At 70.0% G+C, this 19,746-nt stretch carries 17 protein-coding genes and 2 pseudogenes; 10 read left to right on the top strand and 9 right to left on the bottom strand.

Annotated elements, in window-relative coordinates:
• Nucleotides 1-74 precede the first annotated feature (74 nt).
• Nucleotides 75-1,046, bottom strand: a complete 972-nt coding sequence (locus ABD339_RS10870; protein ID WP_344564682.1) for a L,D-transpeptidase family protein — start codon at nt 1,044-1,046, stop codon at nt 75-77.
• A gap of 443 nt (nt 1,047-1,489) precedes the next feature.
• Here ABD339_RS10870 and ABD339_RS10865 point away from each other — a divergent pair, with 443 nt between their 5' ends.
• The 5 genes and pseudogenes from ABD339_RS10865 to ABD339_RS10845 all read left to right on the top strand — a co-directional run.
• Entirely contained in the window at nt 1,490-2,326 is an 837-nt protein-coding gene (locus tag ABD339_RS10865) for an endonuclease/exonuclease/phosphatase family protein (protein ID WP_344564680.1), read from the top strand.
• A gap of 373 nt (nt 2,327-2,699) precedes the next feature.
• Complete coding sequence (locus ABD339_RS10860) at nt 2,700-3,176, top strand: hypothetical protein (protein WP_344564678.1); 477 nt, start codon at nt 2,700-2,702, stop codon at nt 3,174-3,176.
• A 225-nt stretch (nt 3,177-3,401) separates the two neighbouring features.
• On the top strand, nt 3,402-4,034 hold the full coding sequence (locus ABD339_RS10855) for a TetR/AcrR family transcriptional regulator (RefSeq protein ID WP_344564676.1): 633 nt from the start codon (nt 3,402-3,404) through the stop codon (nt 4,032-4,034).
• Between the two features lie 31 nt (nt 4,035-4,065).
• Entirely contained in the window at nt 4,066-4,800 is a 735-nt protein-coding gene (locus tag ABD339_RS10850; protein WP_344564674.1) for a nitroreductase, read from the top strand.
• Between the two features lie 213 nt (nt 4,801-5,013).
• A pseudogene (locus ABD339_RS10845) lies at nt 5,014-5,961 on the top strand (SDR family NAD(P)-dependent oxidoreductase); the annotation flags it as partial.
• 649 nt (nt 5,962-6,610) lie between these two features.
• On the opposite strand, the gene ABD339_RS10840 reads toward ABD339_RS10845, so the two are convergent.
• Together ABD339_RS10840 and ABD339_RS10835 are read right to left on the bottom strand one after the other, a co-directional pair.
• Nucleotides 6,611-8,452: a serine hydrolase domain-containing protein gene (locus ABD339_RS10840; RefSeq protein ID WP_344564672.1), complete on the bottom strand. Its 1,842-nt coding sequence runs from the start codon at nt 8,450-8,452 to the stop codon at nt 6,611-6,613.
• A 154-nt stretch (nt 8,453-8,606) separates the two neighbouring features.
• Entirely contained in the window at nt 8,607-9,503 is an 897-nt protein-coding gene (locus ABD339_RS10835; RefSeq protein ID WP_344564670.1) for a LysR family transcriptional regulator, read from the bottom strand.
• Nucleotides 9,504-9,696: 193 nt separating this feature from the next.
• On the opposite strand from ABD339_RS10835, the gene ABD339_RS10830 reads away from it, so the two are divergent.
• Both ABD339_RS10830 and ABD339_RS10825 read left to right on the top strand, forming a co-directional pair.
• Nucleotides 9,697-10,575: a carbon-nitrogen hydrolase family protein gene (locus ABD339_RS10830; protein WP_344564668.1), complete on the top strand. Its 879-nt coding sequence runs from the start codon at nt 9,697-9,699 to the stop codon at nt 10,573-10,575.
• A complete protein-coding gene (locus tag ABD339_RS10825) occupies nt 10,569-11,951 on the top strand; it encodes an APC family permease (protein WP_344564666.1) in 1,383 nt (460 codons plus the stop codon). Before ABD339_RS10830 ends, ABD339_RS10825 begins: the two co-directional genes overlap by 7 nt.
• Before the next feature lie 547 nt (nt 11,952-12,498).
• Here the strand turns inward: ABD339_RS10825 and ABD339_RS10820 are convergent.
• Entirely contained in the window at nt 12,499-13,083 is a 585-nt protein-coding gene (locus tag ABD339_RS10820) for a helix-turn-helix domain-containing protein (RefSeq protein ID WP_344564664.1), read from the bottom strand.
• 119 nt (nt 13,084-13,202) lie between these two features.
• Here ABD339_RS10820 and ABD339_RS10815 point away from each other — a divergent pair, with 119 nt between their 5' ends.
• From ABD339_RS10815 to ABD339_RS10805, 3 genes are read left to right on the top strand one after another with little or no spacing between them, the layout of a single operon-like run.
• Nucleotides 13,203-14,039: an EamA family transporter gene (locus ABD339_RS10815; RefSeq protein WP_344564662.1), complete on the top strand. Its 837-nt coding sequence runs from the start codon at nt 13,203-13,205 to the stop codon at nt 14,037-14,039.
• A 29-nt stretch (nt 14,040-14,068) separates the two neighbouring features.
• Nucleotides 14,069-14,716, top strand: a complete 648-nt coding sequence (locus ABD339_RS10810; RefSeq protein ID WP_344564661.1) for an FMN-binding negative transcriptional regulator — start codon at nt 14,069-14,071, stop codon at nt 14,714-14,716.
• 49 nt (nt 14,717-14,765) lie between these two features.
• A complete protein-coding gene (locus tag ABD339_RS10805; RefSeq protein ID WP_344564660.1) occupies nt 14,766-15,473 on the top strand; it encodes a B3/B4 domain-containing protein in 708 nt (235 codons plus the stop codon).
• 236 nt (nt 15,474-15,709) lie between these two features.
• On the opposite strand, the gene ABD339_RS10800 is transcribed toward ABD339_RS10805, so the two are convergent.
• From ABD339_RS10800 to ABD339_RS10780, 5 genes and pseudogenes are all read right to left on the bottom strand, one after another.
• Entirely contained in the window at nt 15,710-15,904 is a 195-nt protein-coding gene (locus tag ABD339_RS10800; protein ID WP_344564658.1) for a hypothetical protein, read from the bottom strand.
• A 73-nt stretch (nt 15,905-15,977) separates the two neighbouring features.
• Nucleotides 15,978-16,624: pseudogene (locus ABD339_RS10795) on the bottom strand (TniB family NTP-binding protein); the annotation flags it as partial.
• Nucleotides 16,625-16,726: 102 nt separating this feature from the next.
• The gene (locus ABD339_RS10790; RefSeq protein WP_425575953.1) at nt 16,727-17,107 is read right to left on the bottom strand and encodes a TnsA-like heteromeric transposase endonuclease subunit; all 381 of its coding nucleotides are present in this window, start codon (nt 17,105-17,107) and stop codon (nt 16,727-16,729) included.
• 185 nt (nt 17,108-17,292) lie between these two features.
• Entirely contained in the window at nt 17,293-18,504 is a 1,212-nt protein-coding gene (locus tag ABD339_RS10785) for an MFS transporter (RefSeq protein ID WP_344564656.1), read from the bottom strand.
• Nucleotides 18,505-18,752: 248 nt separating this feature from the next.
• Nucleotides 18,753-19,622: a DMT family transporter gene (locus tag ABD339_RS10780; RefSeq protein WP_344564654.1), complete on the bottom strand. Its 870-nt coding sequence runs from the start codon at nt 19,620-19,622 to the stop codon at nt 18,753-18,755.
• Nucleotides 19,623-19,746: the final 124 nt, after the last annotated feature.

Raw genomic sequence — 19,746 nt, 5'->3', positions numbered from 1 at the left:
TGCCGTAACCGCGGGCGCGGTCGCATTCGCCGTCATCGCGAGCGCGGTCACGCATCCGCTCCATTCATTCGGTTCTAGGCCCTCGGTTTGCTTCCCCAGATACGTACACCGCTACCGATCCGCAGCATGCTCCAGAGCCGTTCGGCGTCCCCATAGCGGAGGTTGACGCAGCCATAGGATCCGGGCGGGCTGTAGATGTTCTTGTACGTGCCGTGCATGGCCTGGCCCCCGCTGAAATACTGGCTGAAGGGCATCGGCTGATGGTAGAGCCGTGACCACTCGTCACGGATGCGGCGCTGTACGGAGAATGTGCCCGTACGCGTCGCGTAGCCGCGCATTCCGGTACGGATGGGCACCGCGGGATACACGACCCGGCTCCCTTCGCGCACCCACATGATCTGGTTGGTCAGATCCAGGCAGGCCACCCGGCGCCCGGTCGAGGGGCAGTGCCGGTCCGCGAGCAGCCGGCCGGGGTGGTGCGCCGCGAAACTCGCGTACGAGGCCCGGAAGGTGACCGGACCCGCGAAGCCGTTCGCGGGCTGGATGTTCTCCTTCTGCTGGAACTTCTGGATGGCATCGCAGTCCGCGGGCGATTGCCTGCCGTCCACCGGCAGCCGCAGATACTCCTCCACTTTCGCCTGGTACGGCCCCGTGCTGTCCGAACACACCAGTTGCTCGTCCTCCTCCTTCCCTGTCCTGGCCTCGCCCGGAGGGACGTACTCCACCCCCGGGCCCGGGTCCACCTGCTCGGCGCCCGGATTCCGCTTGGTGGCGCTCTCGCGGCGCTCGGCTTCACTCAGCGGGGGGTAGGCGCCCTGGTCGGGGGTGTCCCGGCTGTGCGGGTTCCCGGAGGGGACGGGGATGCCCGGGACGAGGGAGTCGTACGGCACCGGACGCGGGTCGGGGGCCGGGGCGGGGGCGGGCGCGGCCGAGGGGGGTGCGGCGGCGCCCGCGGGCGCCGCCTCGACCAGACCGAGCAGCAACAGCAGTGCGGCAGCCGGCATACAGGCGGCACGCGCGAAAGGGGCGAAGGGTGTGACAGGCATGCACGCCCTTTCCCACCGAATCACGCGGGCCAGTGCCGCGTTCCCCGGATTCACCTGAGCGCCGCACACCTGCCTTTTCGCGCCTCACCCGGAACTGCCCGCGCGCGTGTCACAGGGTCCGCTTCCCGAGGCTCCTGATATGAGATGCGTAAGCGACGCGGGGCGAATCGAGGAAACACGAGGATGTCCCTGGCAGCCGTCCGCGGACAGCCGTTGGCGAAGTCCGCGGGCCGTGAGATCCGCCGACGCTCCTCTCCTTCGGTTCCTTCCTTCCCACCACGGAAAACAGAAGAGAAAAGAGGGCACCTCCGATGTCCATCCGAACCGGACTCAGACGCAGTGCGGCCGTCGCACTGGCGGTTTCCTGTGTCGCCGCTCCCGCCGCCGCGGGTGACGGATCCGAAACGGAACCCGGCCGTGCGCCCGCGACAACCCTGCGGGTGATGTCCTTCAATGTCTGGCTGGGCGGATCCATGGTCGACCGGGCGCTGGACAAGCAGGTGGCCGTCATCCGCAAGCACAAGGCGGACGTGGTCGGATTGCAGGAGACCGACGCGCACACGGCACGCGATATCGGGCGCCGACTCCACTGGCACTACTACCAGTCCGGCCACGATCTGGGCATCGTCAGCCGCTATCCCATGAAGGTGACCGGCACCACGCGCGCCGCCGTGGGAGTCGGGCTGCGGCTGCCCCACGGGCGCGCGGCCGAGTTGTGGAACGCACATCTGTGGTACCAGGATTACGGCCCGTACGGCGCCTGCTTCACCAAGGAGACCACCCGTCAGCTGGTGGCCCGCGAGGAGCGCAGGCGCGCGCCCGAGGCCCGGGAGATCGTCAAGAAGCTCGGGGCGAAGCTCGCGCGGACGCACCGCAAACCGCTGCTGCTCGTCGGAGACTTCAACGCCCCCTCGCACCTGGACTGGACGCGGGCGACCCGGCGTCCGCACTGCGGGCGCGGACCGGTGCCCTGGCCCACGACGCGGGTCCTCCAGGACGCCGGTTTCCGCGACTCCTTCCGCCAGGCCCACCCCGCCCCCCGCAAAACCCCCGGCCTCACCTGGTCCCCCATCGTGAAGAAACACCAGGGGGAGGAGGGGCCGAAGGGCGCACCCGAACCGCAGGACCGCGTGGACTTCGTCCACTACAAGGGCTCGCGCCTGAAGGTCGTCTCCTCCACCACGATCGTGGAGGGCCGCCCCCGTCCGGAGCCGCACCAGCGCGGCAATATCTGGCCGAGTGACCACAAGGCGGTCCTCACCACCTTCCGCGTCCAGTGACGAGCTTCCGCGTCCGGTAACGAGGCCCCGCCGATGAAGGGCCGGTCCGGGGCCGGCCCGATCGCGGGACCAGCCCGAGGGCGGGGTCCGGCCCGAGGACGGGTCCGGCCCGAGGACGGGTCCGGTCCGAGGGCGGGTCCGGCGGCCCGGCGGTCCGTCCGCGCTGCCGCCGCCGCGCCGCGAGCTGACGGCACGACACCTCCACAACTCGGGGCGTGTGGCGCACTGGATGTGAAGTACCGGGTGTGACGTGCTGGCAAGGGCTTCACTGGGGGTACAACCAGTCCACGGCGGCTGTCAGCGCCTGGAACCGCCGCCGCGCCGCCCGGGCCCGGCCCCGGCGTCCGCACTCCCCCCATGCAGGAGGCTCCCCTTGACCGTGTACGTGTGCTCTCTCATCACCACCGCCCCACAGACCATCCCCGGCAACGGCGGCTATCACATCGTCCACTTCCCCTTCGGAGGCGGCGAGTCGTACGACATGCACGGCATGCACCAGGTCCAGCAGCCCGACGGCGCCACGGTGGGCGACTGGAAGCGCGATGACCGCTCCGGCCTGATATGGCCGCATGTGGACGGGTGGGGGGCGCTGTCCGCCGTGGTGCAGTGGGAGGACCGCGGCTACTCGGAGCTGCGTGACCGCTTCGTCAGAGACCCGCTCGGTCTGTCCACGGGAGCCGACTCCACCGCGACCGATCACCGCGCGCCCTCGCCGGGCATGCAGTGTTTCACCAAGCACCACGAGATCTTCGTGCACCCCGGCACGCCGATCGCCTTCCTGGTCGGCCATGGCGGCAGCGCGTCCCGGCGCATCACACACGCCCAGTTCAAACTCGCGATCCACGTGTGAGCCCGGAGCGAGCCCGGGGCCCAGCGTCCGGAGCGAGCCCGGGACCCGGGACCCGGAGCGCCGGATGAGCCGGACCTGAGCCGGAGTTGAGCGTGTCGGCGCCGTCCCGCAGGCGGGTGTTGACGAGGGGCGTACCGATCGGTACTGTGCTGTGCGTACCGATCGGTACCCCCTTCGATGAGGCACGCGCGGGCTCCCAGCCCGGCGGCCGGCCGAGGAGATGTGATGGCGGACGTGGAGACCCGGCGCTCACCTGCGGGGCAGCGCGTGTGGGAGACGGCGTGCGAGCTCTTCTACCGCGAGGGCATCCGCTCGGCCGGGGTGGCGGAGATCGCGGAGCGGTCCGGGGTCGGAAAGCCCAGCATCTACCGCAATTTCGAGTCCAAGGACGGCCTCGCGCTGGCCTATGTGAACGCGAAAGCCGTCCCTGCGCGCGACTGGCTGGCGGCGGCCCGCGCCGCGTGCCCCGGTGATCCGCGAGCGCAGCTGCGCCATGTGATCGGCGGGATCGCGGACCAGATCAGCGAACCCGGCTACCGGGGCTGCCCGCTGGTGAACGCGTCCGTCGAGTTCCCCGATCACGAACATCCGGTGCGCAAGGCCGTCGTCTCACTGAAGGCGGAATACCTCGACCTGCTGACCGAACTCGTCGCACAGTTGCCCGTTCGTGACCACAGGGCGCTGGGCTACATGCTCCAGATGCTGGTGGAGGGGGCCAGCGTCACCACCCAGATCTACTCGGCGGACAGGTCCGCGGCCTCACTGAAGGAGGCGGCGGACCGGGTCATCGACTCCTTCCTGGCGGACTCGTCCACGGCGGGCTCCTCCGTGCCGGACTCCTCCCTGGAGGAGCGGTGACCACCGCGCACGAAACGAGGAAACCCGCACCGTGACCACCACCATGACCACCGCCTCGACCGCCCCCGTGAACCCGCCGGAGCACCCGGCGCACCCGCGGTCCCCGGAGTACGCCGAGCAGTTGATCCGCGGCAGGCGTGCCGTCCGCGCGTTCCGGCCGGACCCCCTGCCGGAGGAGACCCTCCGTGCCGTCTTCTCGCTCGCCGGGGCCGCGCCCTCCAACTCCAACACCCAGCCCTGGCACGTCGAGGTCGTCAGCGGCGCGGCGCGCGACCGGCTGAGCGAGGATCTGCGCGCCGCGCACGCGGATCAGCGGATGTCACCGGACTTCCCGTACCAGCCCGAGAGGTACCGCGGTACCTACGACCGGCGGCGCCGGGAGGCCGGTGCGGTGATGTACGACGCGCTCGGTATCGGCCGTGACGATCACGCGGGGCGCGACGCGTTCAACGCCGAAAGTCTGGACTTCTACGGCGCACCGCACGTCGCCCTGCTGTTCCTGCCGGCCACCGCTGAGGAGCGCATGGCCGCCGACGTGGGCATGTACGGCCAGACGCTGCTCCTGGCCCTGACCGCGCACGGCATCGCCAGCTGTCCGCAGGGGCTCTTGAGCTTCTATGCCGACACCGTCAGGGAATCGCTGGGCATCGCGGACCGGAAGCTGTTGTTCGGCGTCTCCTTCGGCTACGCCGACCCCGCCGCCCCGGTGAACAGCATCGCCGTCCCCCGTGCCGAGCTGGCGGAGACCACCCGGTTCCACTTCTGAGCACGGGGCGCACCGGCGGGGCTGTCGGGAGGTTGTCGGCGATATGTCGGCGGGGGATGCGAGATTGCGGCTGGGGCGACGCCGACGGCGGTCTCCGTCCCCGCGGCTCGACGCTCTCTCCCTCCCGCTCTCCTGTTCTTCCGTTCCCTCCGTTCCCTCCGTTCCCTCCGCTTCTTCTGTTCTCTGCTTCCGGCCCCGGTCCGAGGAGTCACCGTGCCCGCCGTATCCCCGTCCCAGCCCGGGAACGTGCGCGGACTGCCGCGTGCCGACGGCAGGAATTTCCTGGTCACCGGCGGCAACGCGGGCATCGGCTACTTCGTGGCCGAGCAGCTCGCGCAGACCGGCGCCACCGTCGTCCTGGGCAGCCGGAGCGCGGCCAGGGCCGAAGCGGCGCTGGCCTCCCTCCGCTCCCGCATCCCGGGCGCCCGAGTTCGGCATCTCCCGCTGGACCCGGCCGACCTGGGGTCGCTCAAGTCGTCGGCGGAGGCGCCGGCCGCGCTGGGTCCCGCACACCTCGACGCGGGTGCTCAACGCCGGGGTGGCGCTCGACGAGCCGCCCGCGCCGGGAGACCGGGGACGGCCACGAGCTGATGTTCGGCACCAACCACCTCGGCCACCTCGCGCTGACCAGGTGGCTGGCGCCGCTGCTGTCGGCCGCGCCGGCCGCCCGTGTCGTCACGGTCGGCAGCTTCGCGGCGAGGACCGAACACCTGGACCTCGACGATCTCCAGTCCACCCAGGACTACCAGCCCAAGCGCACCTGCGGCCGCTCGAAGCCGGCGCAGATGCACTTCGCCCTCGAACTCGACCGGCGGCTGCGCGCGGGCGGCCATACGGTGCTCAGCGTCCTGGCCCATCCCGGGGGCGCGCTGGACCCACTCACGCCCGCACGGCCTCCGGTGCACGAGCGCGGCGCGGGGCAGGCGCCGGCCGGGCTGCCCGCGCGCCTTGTCGTCCAGGGCAAGGAGGCCGGAGCGTGGCCCGCCGTGCGGCCGTCCTGATCCGGCCGCGACCGGCGGCACGCTGTGGGGGCCGCGGGTCTTCGGCCTGCGCGGCAGGCCGCGGGCCGAGCCCCTCTGGGAGGTGCTGAAGGACATGACGTCGGCGGAACGGCTGTGGGACGCCAGCTGTGACCTGGCCGGTGTCGGTACGGGGCTCGGACTCGGGCTCGACGCGCGGGTGGCCGGACCCCGGGCCGGCTCCGGCTCCGGCTCCGAACAGGTACTGCCGGGTCTTTCGCGGAAGTCAGCCAGCCCCTGGCCGAAGTCAGCTGGCGGACTGTCCTTTGACAGCGAAGTTAGTCGGGTGGAGTGGGCTGACCTGGGGCGACTGAGTTGGATGTCCAGGGGGAAGCTGGCATTCACTCAGGAGATGCCCGACAGCGGTGGAGAGTGAAGGCTGTACATGAGGATGCTTGTACGGCAATGAGCGCTGGTCACGGCTCCGCCAGCAGGCGAGGTTTCCCGCCTCATGGGGCGACCGGATGGCGCGCTGAATGGGTCTTCGCCAGCAGCGGTCGCAGATTCTGATGGGCCCCAGGCGTGGGAGCGGTCAGTAGAATCTGGGCGCGTCATTGCTTGATCGCGATCCCGCTCCGGTGACGCACCCAGGCACGCTCCTGCCCGCCGGTTGTAGCCCCCGATGGGCAGGAGCCTGACCCCACGCAGGAGGCCGAACTGGCCACCCCTCAGCGCCTGTCGGCCGGCCCGAGTTTCCTAACGGACCTGGAAGGGTTCGGGTGGCACACCCCGGCAACGGTCATCGTCAGGCGAAGCACATCCCCGGCCGACAAGGGTGCGTTCGATGTGGTCTACCTCGCGGTAGCTGCCGCGCCGGGCATGGGCGCCAGCTTGTCGGCTTCGGCGACGGCGGCGTTCCAGCTGAACTCGTTGTTGTCGCTGAAGTAGTAGTAGCTGGCGCCGTTCGGCATCATCGCGACGGTGATGCCGCCGTACCCCGACATGAACGGTACGTAGAAGGGGCTGGTGTAGGCGGCGTTGTCGGCGGAGGTGAACTCGCGACCCCAGAAGCCGTTCTGGTACTTCATGGGCTTGGCGCCCGTGGTGGTCATGCCCCGGTCCTGCGGTGTGCGTTGCATGGTGGCCGCGAGCAGTGCCGGATCGAGGAGCTGCTTGCCGTTTACGGCGCCGTGGTCGTTGTTGAGGAATTTCGCGAACTTGGCGACGGAGTCCTGCGTCCAGAACATGCCGTAGCCGCCGAAGGCTACCCCGCCGGGGCTGTTGCCGGTGCGGGAGGAGACGAGGGAGTCGGGCCCGACACCGAGGGGTCCGAGTACGTCGTCGCGGAGCATGTCGAAGATGTCGGCGCCCGAACCAGCCTTGTCCCGCAGGTAGTTGTTCATCGCGCGGGTGGCGAGGAAGGTGTCCGAGGTGTGGTAGACCCACGTGCTGCCGGGCCTGGCCTTACGCGGGAAGGACAGGGCGAGTCGCATCTTGTCGCTGTAGGGCTCGGCTGCGAAGAAGTCCGCCATGGTGCGACCCGACTCGTCGGTCTCGTAGCCGGGCGAGGTGTAGTTCCCGGTGGCCATGTCGAGGGTCTGGTCGAGGGTGACGCCGCTCCAGGCCGTCTTGCCTGCGGCCTCGGGGATCCGGTCGGAGAGCTTCTCCTGGGCCACGGCCGGGCCGTAGCGCTGCGCCAGACGCAGCATGGCTGTTCCCGCGAACGCCGACTTCGCGGTCGAGTACGACGGCAGCAGCATCTGGCCGCAGAACGGGTATTCCCCTTGCCGGGTACGACAGTTGCCCACGTAGTGGACCCCGCCGAAGTAGAAGCCGAAGGTGCTCAGCGCGGACGGCGTGACGCCGGAACCGAACTTCGAGACGTCCACCCCACTGTCCGGGTAGTCGCCGGCCAGCGCCGAGATGGGCTTGGTCGGGAGGCGGTCCTTGACCTCGGAGGCGTACGCGTCGCGCAGGTTCTCAGCGCCTTCGACGGGGCCGGGCCGGTAGTCGGCCGCTACCTGGCCCCACATGTCGAACTGGAAGTACTCGCAGGTCTCCGTGGTGATCTGGTAGCGGACTTCGGAGATCGATGTGTTGTCGAAGAGGAACGTAAGGGCGCCGTTGTGCACGCAGTTGGCGTTGCGCTCGATCAGCGCGAACGGCAGTGAGGCGCGAGTACGTTGGCCGTCGCCGTCCTCGTTCCACGCGCGGCCGGGTCCCATCGCCAGGTTCCACGCCGGATTCCCCGTGTACTGCAACCCTCGCTTCGCCGGGACGAGGTGGCTGCCGTTCTGCACGAGCGCGATGCCGACCGGCGGCAGATGCCGGGTCGCCGCCGCATCCGCGTATCCGTCCGGGTCCTTCAGCGCCCGGAAACCGCCGGCGGTGGCGAGGCCGTCGAGAGTGAGGGTGCCTTCGAAGCTGTGGGTGGGTGGCGCCGCTCGCGCCGGCAGGGCGAAGGCACTGTCGGGCACGGTGTCCTCGGCGCTGCCCCCGGTGAGCTGGGCGGCGGTGAGCCGGGTCCGGTTCACCGCACCGCTTCCGGTGAGCGGATCACCCGGCACGGGTGCGGTCGCGGCGTTTGCGGCGGGCGCCACCATCGTCGGCAGCGGGACGGCGAAAAGCCCCGCGAGCACGGCGGCGACGGCAGCGGCACGGCGTCTGCGTCGGACAGGGAACGATCTCGACATGGCCCGAGGTCCTCTCGGTCGGTGACTGAGGCGGGACCCCGCCGCGTGGCGGGATATCGCCGCATGATGGGGCGTGCCCGGTCCACCGTCCAATGCCCGCCCGGTCTGGCCAGGCTGCCTATCAGGCATACCTCCATGTAGTCGTCGCCGCAGTTCACAGGCGGGCGGCGACCTGCGGCCCGTACCGCTCGACGCAAAAACGCGACAGCCCGGCCGCGAACGCCTCGACGCTGTGCAGCGCGTAGTGGTCGGCATCCCACGCCGCGTGCAGGTGGATCTGCAGCGGTTCGCCGGAGTTGTCGAGGATCAGCAGCGGGTGCAGGTCGAAGCGGGGATCGTCGGAGACCACGGCGACGCCATGGCCCGAAGCCGCCATGGCCTGTACGACGTGCGGGGTGTCGCATTCGAGCAGGATGTCGTACGAGGCGTCCGCGTCCTGCACGGCGTTGTCCAGGATGCGGCGGGTGCGGTGCGCCGGGGTGAGGACGGTGAGGGGCTGTGCGGCAAGCTCTCTGATGGTGACGCGGTCCCGGTCCGCCCAGGCGTGGTCGGCACGGACGTAGGCCCACAGCGGCAGGCGGGCCACCGGGAGCCCGGCGAAACGACTCCTCGGAGGTGCTGAGGAGATGGCTACGTCGGCGCCCCTGGCAAGGGCCTGGTACGCATGTGCCGGGCTCTCCGCCTGCACGGTGACGAGCGGATCTTCCGGTCCCCAGGTGGCCAGGAACGGTGCGATCACGTCGGTGATGGTGGTGGGCGGCGCTGCCACGGTGATCCGCATGGCACGACCGGCGGCCAGCGCGCCGACCGCGGCCTCGGCGGCGTCCGCGCGGGCGACCAGGTCGCGGGCCAGGGGAAGGAAGCGCCGGCCGGCCGCCGTGAGGACCATCTGCTTGCCGCCGCGGTCGAAGAGTGTCATCCCCAAGGTCCTTTCCAGGCCGCGCAGTTGGCGCGACAGCGAGGGCTGGGCGATGCGGACCACCTCGGCGGCCTTGGTGACCGAACCGGTCTCCACGATGGTCAGGAAGTAGCGCAGCACTCGGAGTTCCATGGCGGTGGCCCCTCGGGAGTCGGACGAGGTATGACCTCTGCATGCCTCGCAGGCATGATAACCAGCACTGCCAAGTATTTGAGGCTATGGCCGACTGGCTGCATTCTTGTCCCACCGGAATTCCGGGTGATCGGCGCCCGAATCTCCGTCGACTTCTCCTCGAACAGTTCCTTCGATTGGCTGGTGTTCCCGCATGGCCCACCCCCTGCCCCTGGTCCTCGCCCAGGCGCCCGGCCGCCCGGCCGACGACCTCAAGGGCTTCACCGCCGACGTGGAGCGGCGCGTGAAGCTGCGCGCACCCGGCTCCCTCGTCGTCTATCCCGAACTGCACCTCGGCGAGAGCGCCACCGGCGTCCCGGCCGCCCCCGAGGAGGCGGCCGAGCCGCTCGACGGCAAACGCGATGCGGCCTTCGTCGAGCTCGCGGGGGATCTGGGCATCTGGCTGGTGCCCGGCAGCGTCTACGAGCGGGGCGCCGGTGACCTCGTCCACAACACGGCACCGGTCTACTCACCCCAGGGTGAGCGCCTCGCCGCGTACCGCAAGATCTGCCCGTGGCGCCCGTACGAGACGACCACACCCGGCAACCGGTTCGAGGTCGTCGATCTCCCCGGGGTCGGCCGCATCGGACTGTCCATCTGCTACGACACCTGGTTCCCGGAGATCTCCCGCCACCTGGCCTGGATGGGCGCCGAGTTGATCGTCAACGTGGTCCGCACGACAACAAGCGACCGCGCCCAGGAAGTCGTCCTCAACCGCGCCAACGCCATCACCAATCAGGTCTTCGTCGCCAGCGTCAACGCCGCCGCTCCCTCCGGGGTCGGCCGCAGCCTCGTCATCGATCCGCAGGGCACGGTGCGCGCCGAAACCGCCGACGCCAGCGACTGCACCCTCACCGACGTGATCGACCTCGACGAGGTCGGCAACGTCCGCCGTTACGGCACCGCCGGTCTCAACCGGGTCTGGGACCAGTTCCGCCCCGGCGACCCCGCCCTTGAACTCCCGCTGTACGGGGGCCGCATCGACCCCGCCACCTGGAACCCCGCCCACCCCACCGAGGAGCCGCGATGTTGAACAGCGAGACCACACAGAGCACAGAGAGCACGGTGAGGCTGAAGGGCGACCTGAGCCTCTTCTCCGTCGTCCTGTTCGGCCTGGCCTACATCTCGCCCGGGATCGTAGTCACGATCTTCGGCGTGGTCGCCGCCACCAGCGGCGGCGCGGCCCCGACCGCGTTCGCCGTCGCCACCGTCGCGATGCTGCTCACCGGGCTGAGTTACGCGAAGATGGCGCGCGCCGTGCCCGGCGCGGGATCGGTCTACACCTACGCCCGCAAGATGCTCGACAGCCGCATCGGTTTCCTGTCCGGCTGGGCGATGCTGCTCGACTACTTCTTCATCCCGATGGTCGGCTGGCTGATCACGGCGATCTACTTCAACGCCCAGTTCCCCGACGTACCCAAGTGGGTCTGGCTGATCGTCTCGGTGGGCCTCACCACCGCCATCAACGTCTTCGGCATGAAGCTCGCGGACCGCGTCAACAAGGTCCTGATGTTCATCGCTCTGGGATCACTGGTCCTCTTCGCCACCTTGTGTGTCGTCTTCCTCGGCAAGCACGGCTCCTCCGCCCCTGCTACGGACGCCGTGTGGAACTCCGGCACGTCGATCGGCGCGGTCACGGCGGCCGCCGCCATCGCCGCGTACTCCTTCCTCGGCTTCGACGCCGTCTCCACGCTGGGCGAGGAGGCCAGAGGCGGGGCGAGGACGATCGGCCGAGGCATCATCGGCTGCGTCATCGCCGCCGGATCGATCTTCATCGTGCTGTCCTTCGTGATGCAACTGGTCCATCCCGGCGCGGAGTTCGCCGACGTCGACGCGGCCGCCTACCACCTGAAGGTGCAGGTCGGCGGCGAGACGTACGCCGAGATCATCAACTTCGTCACCATCGCCGGATCCGTCGCCTCCTGTATCGCCCTGCAAGCCTCCGCCGCCCGCCTCATGTACGTCATGGGACGCGACGGCGCACTGCCCAAGCCGGTCTTCGGCAACCTGTCGAAGAAGACCGGCACGCCCGTCCTGAACCTGCTGCTGACCGCGGCCGCCGGTGTCCTCGCCCTGAAACTCGACCTGACCACCGCCACCTCGTTCATCAACTTCGGCGCCTTCCTCGGCTTCACCCTGGTGAACCTCTGCGTGATCGCCCACCTGGTCCGCGAACGCAGGCACGGCCGCCCCCTCAACCTCTTCTCGTACCTGGTCATGCCGGCCATCGGCGCCGCCGTCTCCGTCTACCTGCTCACGAAGCTCAGTGACGACGCACTCCGGATCGGCGGCGTCTGGCTGGCGATCGGCACCGTCTACCTGGCCTTCCTGACCAAGGGATTCCGCCGGCCCGCACCGGAGATGACCTTCGACGACGACACCCCGGCCACGGAAGCAGTCACCGCGTAGCTCCCCTCCATCGCCCGGCTCGTCGTGCGGTATCGCGACGCCGTCACCAGCCGGGTGGTGAGGCACGGTCGTACCCCCTCCGAGCTGCCCTTCGCCCTGCGACCAGGGACGGCTGCGGCGTAGTCGACGAAGGGAAGCGCGTCCATCAGCCCGCACACAGCAGGGCAGATGGTGCGGCGGCGGATCAGACCAACCGCTTACGCCTCCTCGCCGACCCAGGGAAAGCGGACCCTATTGGCGTCGCCGACATCCGGCACCGCGACCCAGCTGTGGCCGATGCCTGCGAAGGCAGACGCGGCACCGGCGTGCGGAGAGCCCGGCGAACGAGCAAGCGTTGCCCAGCGCACCGACGAGGGCAGGCCATTGCGCTGGCAAGACGGGGCATGCGCGGGACGGGGGCGTGCCCGACTGGCGCGTTCAAGATCCACAGTCGTCTCGGCCGGGACCCGCTGGGCTGGGTGTGGCGGCCGCCGCGATTGGATTCACTGTCAGAGAAGTCGAACCCAGTCATTCAAGACTGCCACCCGGGCCCGCGTCCGTAGCCTGGTCAGGCCGCGGACGCGGGCCCGGGTGGCAGATGGACGGTCATGATCAGGTGGCAGGGCTCGTCGCCCACCCCGCGATAGGTATGGGGGGCGTCACCGTCGAACGTGGCGGTCTGCCCGGCTTCGACGGGGTGCTCCGTATCGTCGACGACCAGGACCATGCCACCCGCGGTGACGCTGACGGTCTCCACGACGCCGGTCTGATGAGGGTGGCTGGGGTACTCCTCGCCCGGCTCAAGACGCCAGCGCCACACCTCGACCGGAGCGGGGCCCGAAGTCGTCAGCATGAGCCGGGCCTCGCTGCCGCGCTCGCCCGCCCACAGCGGCATCACTGTGCTGGCCGAGACCACACGGACGCGCCCTTCGGTCGGACCGTCCATCAGCGCGGAGACCGAGACACCCAGCGTGTCGGCCAGCCGGACCAGGGTCGCGAAGTTCGGATTTCCCTGCGCCTTCTCCAGCCCCACCAAGGCCCCCTTGCTGACCTTGGCCCGACGGCCGAGCTCGTCCAGGGAGAGGCCGGCGCGAGTACGAGCTGAACGGACGTTATGCGCGAGCGTGCGCAGGGCCGCCTCTGTCTCGGTCACCTGGTCACCATCCCCATCGGTCGGTCAATGTAACGCACCACTCGGTCGTTAGGTTGACAGAGGGTGGTCGTTCCATTGTACGGTTTGGTCGTTCTACTGTGATCGTAAGGGATCGTCTCGTGATAGCTCTACTGCTGGCCCTGGGCAGCTCACTGGCCTACGGATGCGCCGACTTCCTCGGCGGCCTGGGCGCCCGCAAGGCCCACGTGCTCCGCACCGTGATGGTCGCCGCGCCGGCCAGCCTGGCGGTCGAGCTGCTGTTGTGGCCCGTGCTCGGGGCCTCGTTCAGCCCCGCCGCGCTCGGCTGGGGAGCCGCCTCCGGGGTGGCCTCGGCCGCCGCGTTCGCCCTGCTGTACAAGACCCTCGCCATCGGCCCGATGAACGTGCTCTCCCCGGTCACCGCGCTGGTGTCCGCCGCGCTCCCGGTCACGGTGGGCCTCCTGCACGGCGAGCACCTGGGGACGGCCGGCCTTGTGGGTCTGCCGCTGGCGCTGGTCGCGGTCGTGCTGGTCAGCGCCGGACACGGAACGGGCTCGTCCCGGCCGTCGCGCACGGCGCTGCTGCTGGCCCTCGGCGCGGGCGCGGCCATCGCACTGCAGCTGATCTTCCTGCACCAGGCACCGTCCGACAGCGGCGTAGCACCGTTGATCACCGGCAGAGCGGTTTCCTCGGCCGTCACGCTCACCGCGGCCGGACTCCTGCACCGCAGGCTCGGCTCCGAAAAGCCCGCCTACGCCCTGTCGGCCGCCGCCGGTGTGCTGGACTCGCTGGCGAACCTGCTGTTCCTGTTCGCCGCACGCAGCGGCGACCTCACCGTGGTCGCCGTGATCACCGCCCTCTACCCGGCCGGCACCGTCCTGCTCGCCCGCAGCGTGCTCGCCGAACGCATCCACAAGGGACAGATCATCGGCCTCGGCGCAGCCGCGGTCGCCGTCAGCCTCCTCGCCCTCACCTGACCACCCTGCGCACTTCAAGGAGCCCCCGCATGTTCATCCAGCCCTGGGACGCCGCCCTGGACGAGGCCGAATGGCAGACCTGGATCGCCGAAGGCCACGACTTCGGACTGCTCAGCGTCAACGGCCTGCCCGGCCACGCACCCACCACCGTGCCCACCCACTTCGTCCCCGACAGCAGTCAGCTGCTGATACATCTGGCCCGCCCGAACCCGGTCTGGGATTCGATCGAGTACGACCCGAACGTCACCTTCACCGTGATCGGCGACTACGCCTTCGTCCCCGGCCCCTGGCGCGCCAAGCCGGGCACGCCTCCCACCGAGGGCGTGCCCACCAGCTACTACGCCGCCGTTCAATTCATCTGCCGGGCCCACATCGTCGACGAGCCGGATGCCAAGGCCGAGCTACTGCGCCGACAGATGGCCCACTTCCAGCCTGACCGCGACCACGCACCCATCGAGGTCGACAAGGCGCCGTACGGGCGGATGCTGCCCGGCATCCGCGGCCTGAGGCTGGAGGTGACGGAGGTCCGGGCCAAATTCAAGTACGACGACCACAAGCCCGTAGAGCACCGCGCCACCGTCGCCGACCACCTCACCGCCCGCAGTCAGGCCCTCGACGAGCCCACGGCTCTCCAGCAGCGGCGCCGCCTGGACCGCATCGGGCCCTGGAAACCCTGACTCCGCCCACCCCGCCCACCCCGCACCACCTCGGAACGGAGCCCTGCCCATGACCGCCTTTCGCATTACCCCCGCCGTCGCCAACGCCTTCCCCGACACCCTGATCGCCGTGGTCACCGCCAGCGGACTGCGCGGCCGCGAACCCTGGCCCGACACCGCCGCCGCACTCGACGACCTCGAACAGCAGCTGGCCGCCGGTACCTGGACCCCGGCCGACGAGAGCGACCCGCGGATCGAGGCGTGGCACACCGCCTACCGCTCCTTCGGCACCAACCCCCGCCGCATCCGCCCCAGCGTCGACGCCCTGGGCCGCCGCATGGCCAAGAAGGGCACCCTGCCGCGCATCAATCCGGCCGTCGACTCCTACAACGCCGTCTCCGTCCACCACGGCCTGCCCGCAGGAGCCTTCGACCTCGACCACGTCACCGGCGACGTCGAGATCCGCTACGCGGACGGCACCGAGGAGTTCACCCCGCTCGGCGAACCCGACACCACCGAGAACCCCAAGCCCGGCGAGATCATCTACACCGACACCACCGGTGTGCTGACCCGGCACTGGAACCACCGCGACGCCCACCACACGCGCGTCACCGAGGACTCCACCCGCGTCGCCTTCGTCCTCGAAACCCTCCACGCCTCCCGTGACGGCCACCTGCTCAAGATCGCCGCCGAGGAGCTGCACGGCCTGCTGATGCTCCACGCCGAGCAAACGCGCGTGCACTACCTCGGCCCGGAACATCCCGAAGTCACAGCGTGAGCCGGCTGGTCGACCGAGGTGCCACGGAGCTCGGGGGCTCAGGACGCTGGAGGTCTACGAGTCTGCTCATGCTGACGCCGTTCGGGATCGCGTGTATCTGATGTAGTGGCGGATGCTGTCGTAGGTGACCAAGTAGTCGTACTGATCCATGAGTTCTGTCCAGATCTGCCTTCCATTGCGCCTTCGGCTGATCATGTTCTCGATCAGGTCGGCGAGTTCGCCTTTGACGGGGTGGGTCACCGGTCCTGCCTCTGCGGGGTCAGGCGTGGGGTCTCCAGGGCGAGGCGGACGTCCCAGTTGCGGAGGTTGTAGCGCTTTGCGAGCATGCGGATGTGTGTGCCGCTGCGGGCCTCTTGGGTGATGCGGTGGGCCAGGTCCTGGCGTCGGGTGAAGGGATTCTTCCTGGGTAGGCGCCGACGTGATCTGTTCATGCCGTCCAGGGAGTTGGCGTCGGCGAGCCCGTTCGAGAGCTTCGGGCGAGTGGCCGGGGCGGCAGCTCGCCTTTCATCGGGACGTTGCGGTCTTCGTGGCCATCGACGCCGCGGTGTGGGAGGTGTGGTCGAGTGGAATGATCTGGAGGCTCTTCTTGGTGATCTTCTCGTGCCGGTGAGGAAGGCGTCGAGGGCGGCTCCGCGGATGGCGTGGGAGAGAGAGCCGATCATGCCGCCGGTGTGGTTGTGCAGGAAGCGGTCCAGGTCGGTGAGCGTGCCGCAGCGGTGTTCGTGCAGCCGCAGGGTGTCCTCCATGGTGGCGACCAGGCCCTTCCATTCGCTGTTGCAGGGGAAGGGACGGGAGGGGATCAGGGTGAAGCGGCCGGCGATCTGGGCGCCGCGTGTCCCGGACAGCAGCCCGGATTCGTCGATGTCGATGCCGGCATAGACGAAAGTGGCGGGCAGGCGTTCGGAGAAGTACTTGAGGGTGTCGGCGACTTCGGCGCCGTGGCGGCTGGTGAGCGAGATGTTGTGGAGTTCGTCGACCAGCACCGGAGCCGTGCGGGTGTCGGTGCAGACACCGACGACAGCCTCGATGATGTCCGCCATATTCGATCGGGCCCGCACCGGCAGACCCAGGAAGCGCGCGAACTCGGTCGCAATCATGCGGGCGGTCGCGGCGGGCGGGACGGTGACATAGACGACCGGAATCCGGTCTGTGGTGCCGGTAGCGTGAGAGCCACCGGACATTCGCCAGTAGCACTGCCTCCGGCGCCCCCACCCGCTCAAACTTCCACCCAACTTCCGCGCAGGCCCGGCGCGTCAAGTCGAACGCTTCGGCGTCCCGCGGAGCGATCCAGCCGTCGGCACGGACATCGACGACAGCCGCCGGGCCATCGACCCGGCGCACGAAGAAGTCCGGGCATGCCGGCGCTCACGTTCCCCGTCGTGCCAGTGCAGCCAGAACGGCTGGGACGCCATCCCCACCACCGCAGGATCGAAGTCCATGAGCACCAGCCGGTCCCGCTCCAACCACGCCTCGAAACCGACGTGCTGCCCTGTCGTCGCCGCCCAGTACCACCCGGGGAAGTGGCGCCCACCCCACGACCACCGAAACGGCCGGACCGGCACCGCGTCTTCGAACCTCACCGTCGCGCAGTCCAGCAACGGACGACGCCGCTTGCTCCCGCGCTTGTCGTCCACACGACACGACACCTCTACGTACGGGGCAGTGCTCTCCGCCCCTGTCGATACCGACATTCGACACCCCCAGCGTGATCACCCCTCCGACTAGATTCACTGTCAGAAAAACCGAAACGACTGAGTTCGCTGTCAAACGCCTCGATTGGATGACAAAGGACACGGACGGCGCGAGTTCATCGACGACGTCAGCTGTTCGACCGGGTGGCGCCGCCGCGGCGCGTCAAGCTTCGCAAGCTGTCGCCGCACAGGGCCCCCACGACGGAGACCGCGACCAGAACGGCCCCCGTCACCAGCGTCGCTCGCACCCCCAGCCGGTCGGCGAGGGGTCCGGCCAGGACCTGGCCGAGCGGGATGGCCACATAGGAGCCCAGCGTGTCGTAGGCGTAGATACGCGCCAGCCGGTCCGCCAGGACATTCTCCTGGAGCGACACGTCCCACGCGATGCCGAACTGCTCGATGGCCACCCCGGACAGGAACATGGCGATGACCAGCGGGAGCGTGCTGGGCCAGAACGCGAGCACGGCGAGCGGAACCGCTTCCAGCGCCGAGAGCACGACGCCGTTGCGCAGGGCGTGGACGGGCCGCCACCACGTCACCAGCAAGGCCCCGCACAGCATGCCGACAGTCTGTGCGGCGAGCGCGAACCCCCAGGTGGCACGGCCGAAGGAGGCGTCGGCCACCACCGGGCCCAGCACCTGCAGGCCACCGGCCCCCGCCGCGTTGATCACCGCGAACGAGAGGGTGGTCACCCACACCCACTGTCGGAGCGTGAACTCCTGCCAGCCCTCCCGCAGTTCGGTGACCGGACTCGTCCGGCCCTGCCTCGTCCGCGCGTCCTGCGCCCGGCTGACGCCGAGGAAGCAGAGGGCCATCACCAGACAGACGGCCGCATCGACGGCGATGCCGACCGCGGCGGAGAAGACCGCCACGAGCATGCCCGCCGCCGATGCCCCGAGGAACATGGCGGCGTTGGCACCCATCCGGGCCGTGGCGTTGGCCTGCTGGATCAGCTCCTCGGGCACCGTCTGCGGGGTGAGCGCCGAGAGGGCCGGCAGCGAGATGCCCGCGAGACCGCCGCCCGCCAGGCTGAGCCAGAGCAGCGTGTGCACCGAGGCGCATCCGCTGTGGACGCTGCCGGCGGTGGCGGCCAGCACCAGGGCGGAGGCAAGTCCCGATCCCCGCACGACCCGCACGCGCGGCCACCGGTCGGCGGCCACACCGCCGACGAGGACGCACGCCACCAGGGCGAGGGAGCGCGCTCCGATGACGAGGCCCAGGTCCAGCGTCGAGCCGCCGATGTCGAGGACGGCGAAGGCCAGCACGACGGGGGCCATCGTCTTGTCGAAGGCGCTGGCGCACCGGGCGGCAGCCAGCTGCCGGAAAGGTCTGTGACGCACGGGGGCGCAGAGGCTCGGTGTGCTGGCCCCGCGCGGGCTTTCTTCGGCGGAAGGGAGTATTTGTTCGCCTCTCTGTTGGGCCTGTTCGGGCCTGTTCGGGCCTGTTCCAGGTTTCGGGAAGGACATCAGGGAGCGCGGGCGGGGACGTCAACGAGCCGGTGCGGCGCCGCGGAACCGCACCGGGTGCGGCGCGCTTGACGGCCGGAGCGCCGAACACACCACACGGCAGCGGGTGTTCGGCGGCGGTCTCACGTGGCCGACGTCTCGCTGTCCCCCGAATCGAGACCGGGCAGGATCAGCGTTCCCCATGTGATGAGGACGGCACCCACCGCCTCGGGAATCAGCCACCATCCGGTACGGACGTTGTCGCCGTACACCACGATGCCCAGGGCGAGACTCACCAGCGCCTCACCCAGCGTGAGAACAGGCTGGGAGGCCACGAGGGGACCGGCCTCCATGGCGTTGGCGAGCAGGAAGAGGGAGCAGGCTCCGGCGACGAAGAGGCCGTAGGTCTGCCAGGCGGTGAAGAACGCGGTGGCGCCGCGTTCGCTGAAGGTGTCCGTCGCCGACTTCATCAAGGTCGCGGTCACCGCGTAGCCGATCGCCGAGGCCGAACTGAACAGCGCGGCACGGGCCTTGCCCTGGGGGCGCCGCAGTGCGGCGAGCACACCGACGGCCATCGCGGCGCCCGCCGCCAGGAGGGCCAGGGTCCACGTCGCCGCCGCCACCTCGCGGGGCTCGCCGGTGGGCGAGGCGGCCACCAGTCCGAGCCCGAGTCCGGCGGCGACGGTCACCGCCGCGACCCAGCCGAGCGGCGCCAGCCTGCGCCGGAAGGCGGCGCGGGCGAGCACCAGGGTGAACGGCAGCTCCGTCACCAGCAGCGGCTGCACCAGGGACAGCGAGCCGAGGGTGAGCGCCAGCGCCTGGCAGACGGCGGCGGCCACGATGGCGGCGATCCCGCACAGCCACGCCTTGCTGTGCACGAGCCGCCGTACGAGACGCACGCTGAACGCGTCGCCGAGCGGCACCCGGCGCGCGGCCACCCTCTGGAGCACCGTGCCCCCGGCGTTTCCCACGGCCGCGAGGAGAGCGAACAGCACCGAGAGTACGACGGCCACGGTTGCGGTCCCTCCGGTGCGGGCTGGGGCGTTGGGCACTGCGCGCCACGGTGTCAGACCCGTCCGGCCGCCCCGCCCCACCACTCCGGGCCACGTCCGCGCCCGCACGGCCCGCTCACACGAT

The sequence above is a fragment of the Streptomyces axinellae genome (genome assembly GCF_039532135.1).
GTDB lineage: Bacteria > Actinomycetota > Actinomycetes > Streptomycetales > Streptomycetaceae > Streptomyces > Streptomyces axinellae.
Note: the sequence above shows the minus strand (reverse complement) of the source record. Positions and strands in the feature narration are given on the sequence as shown.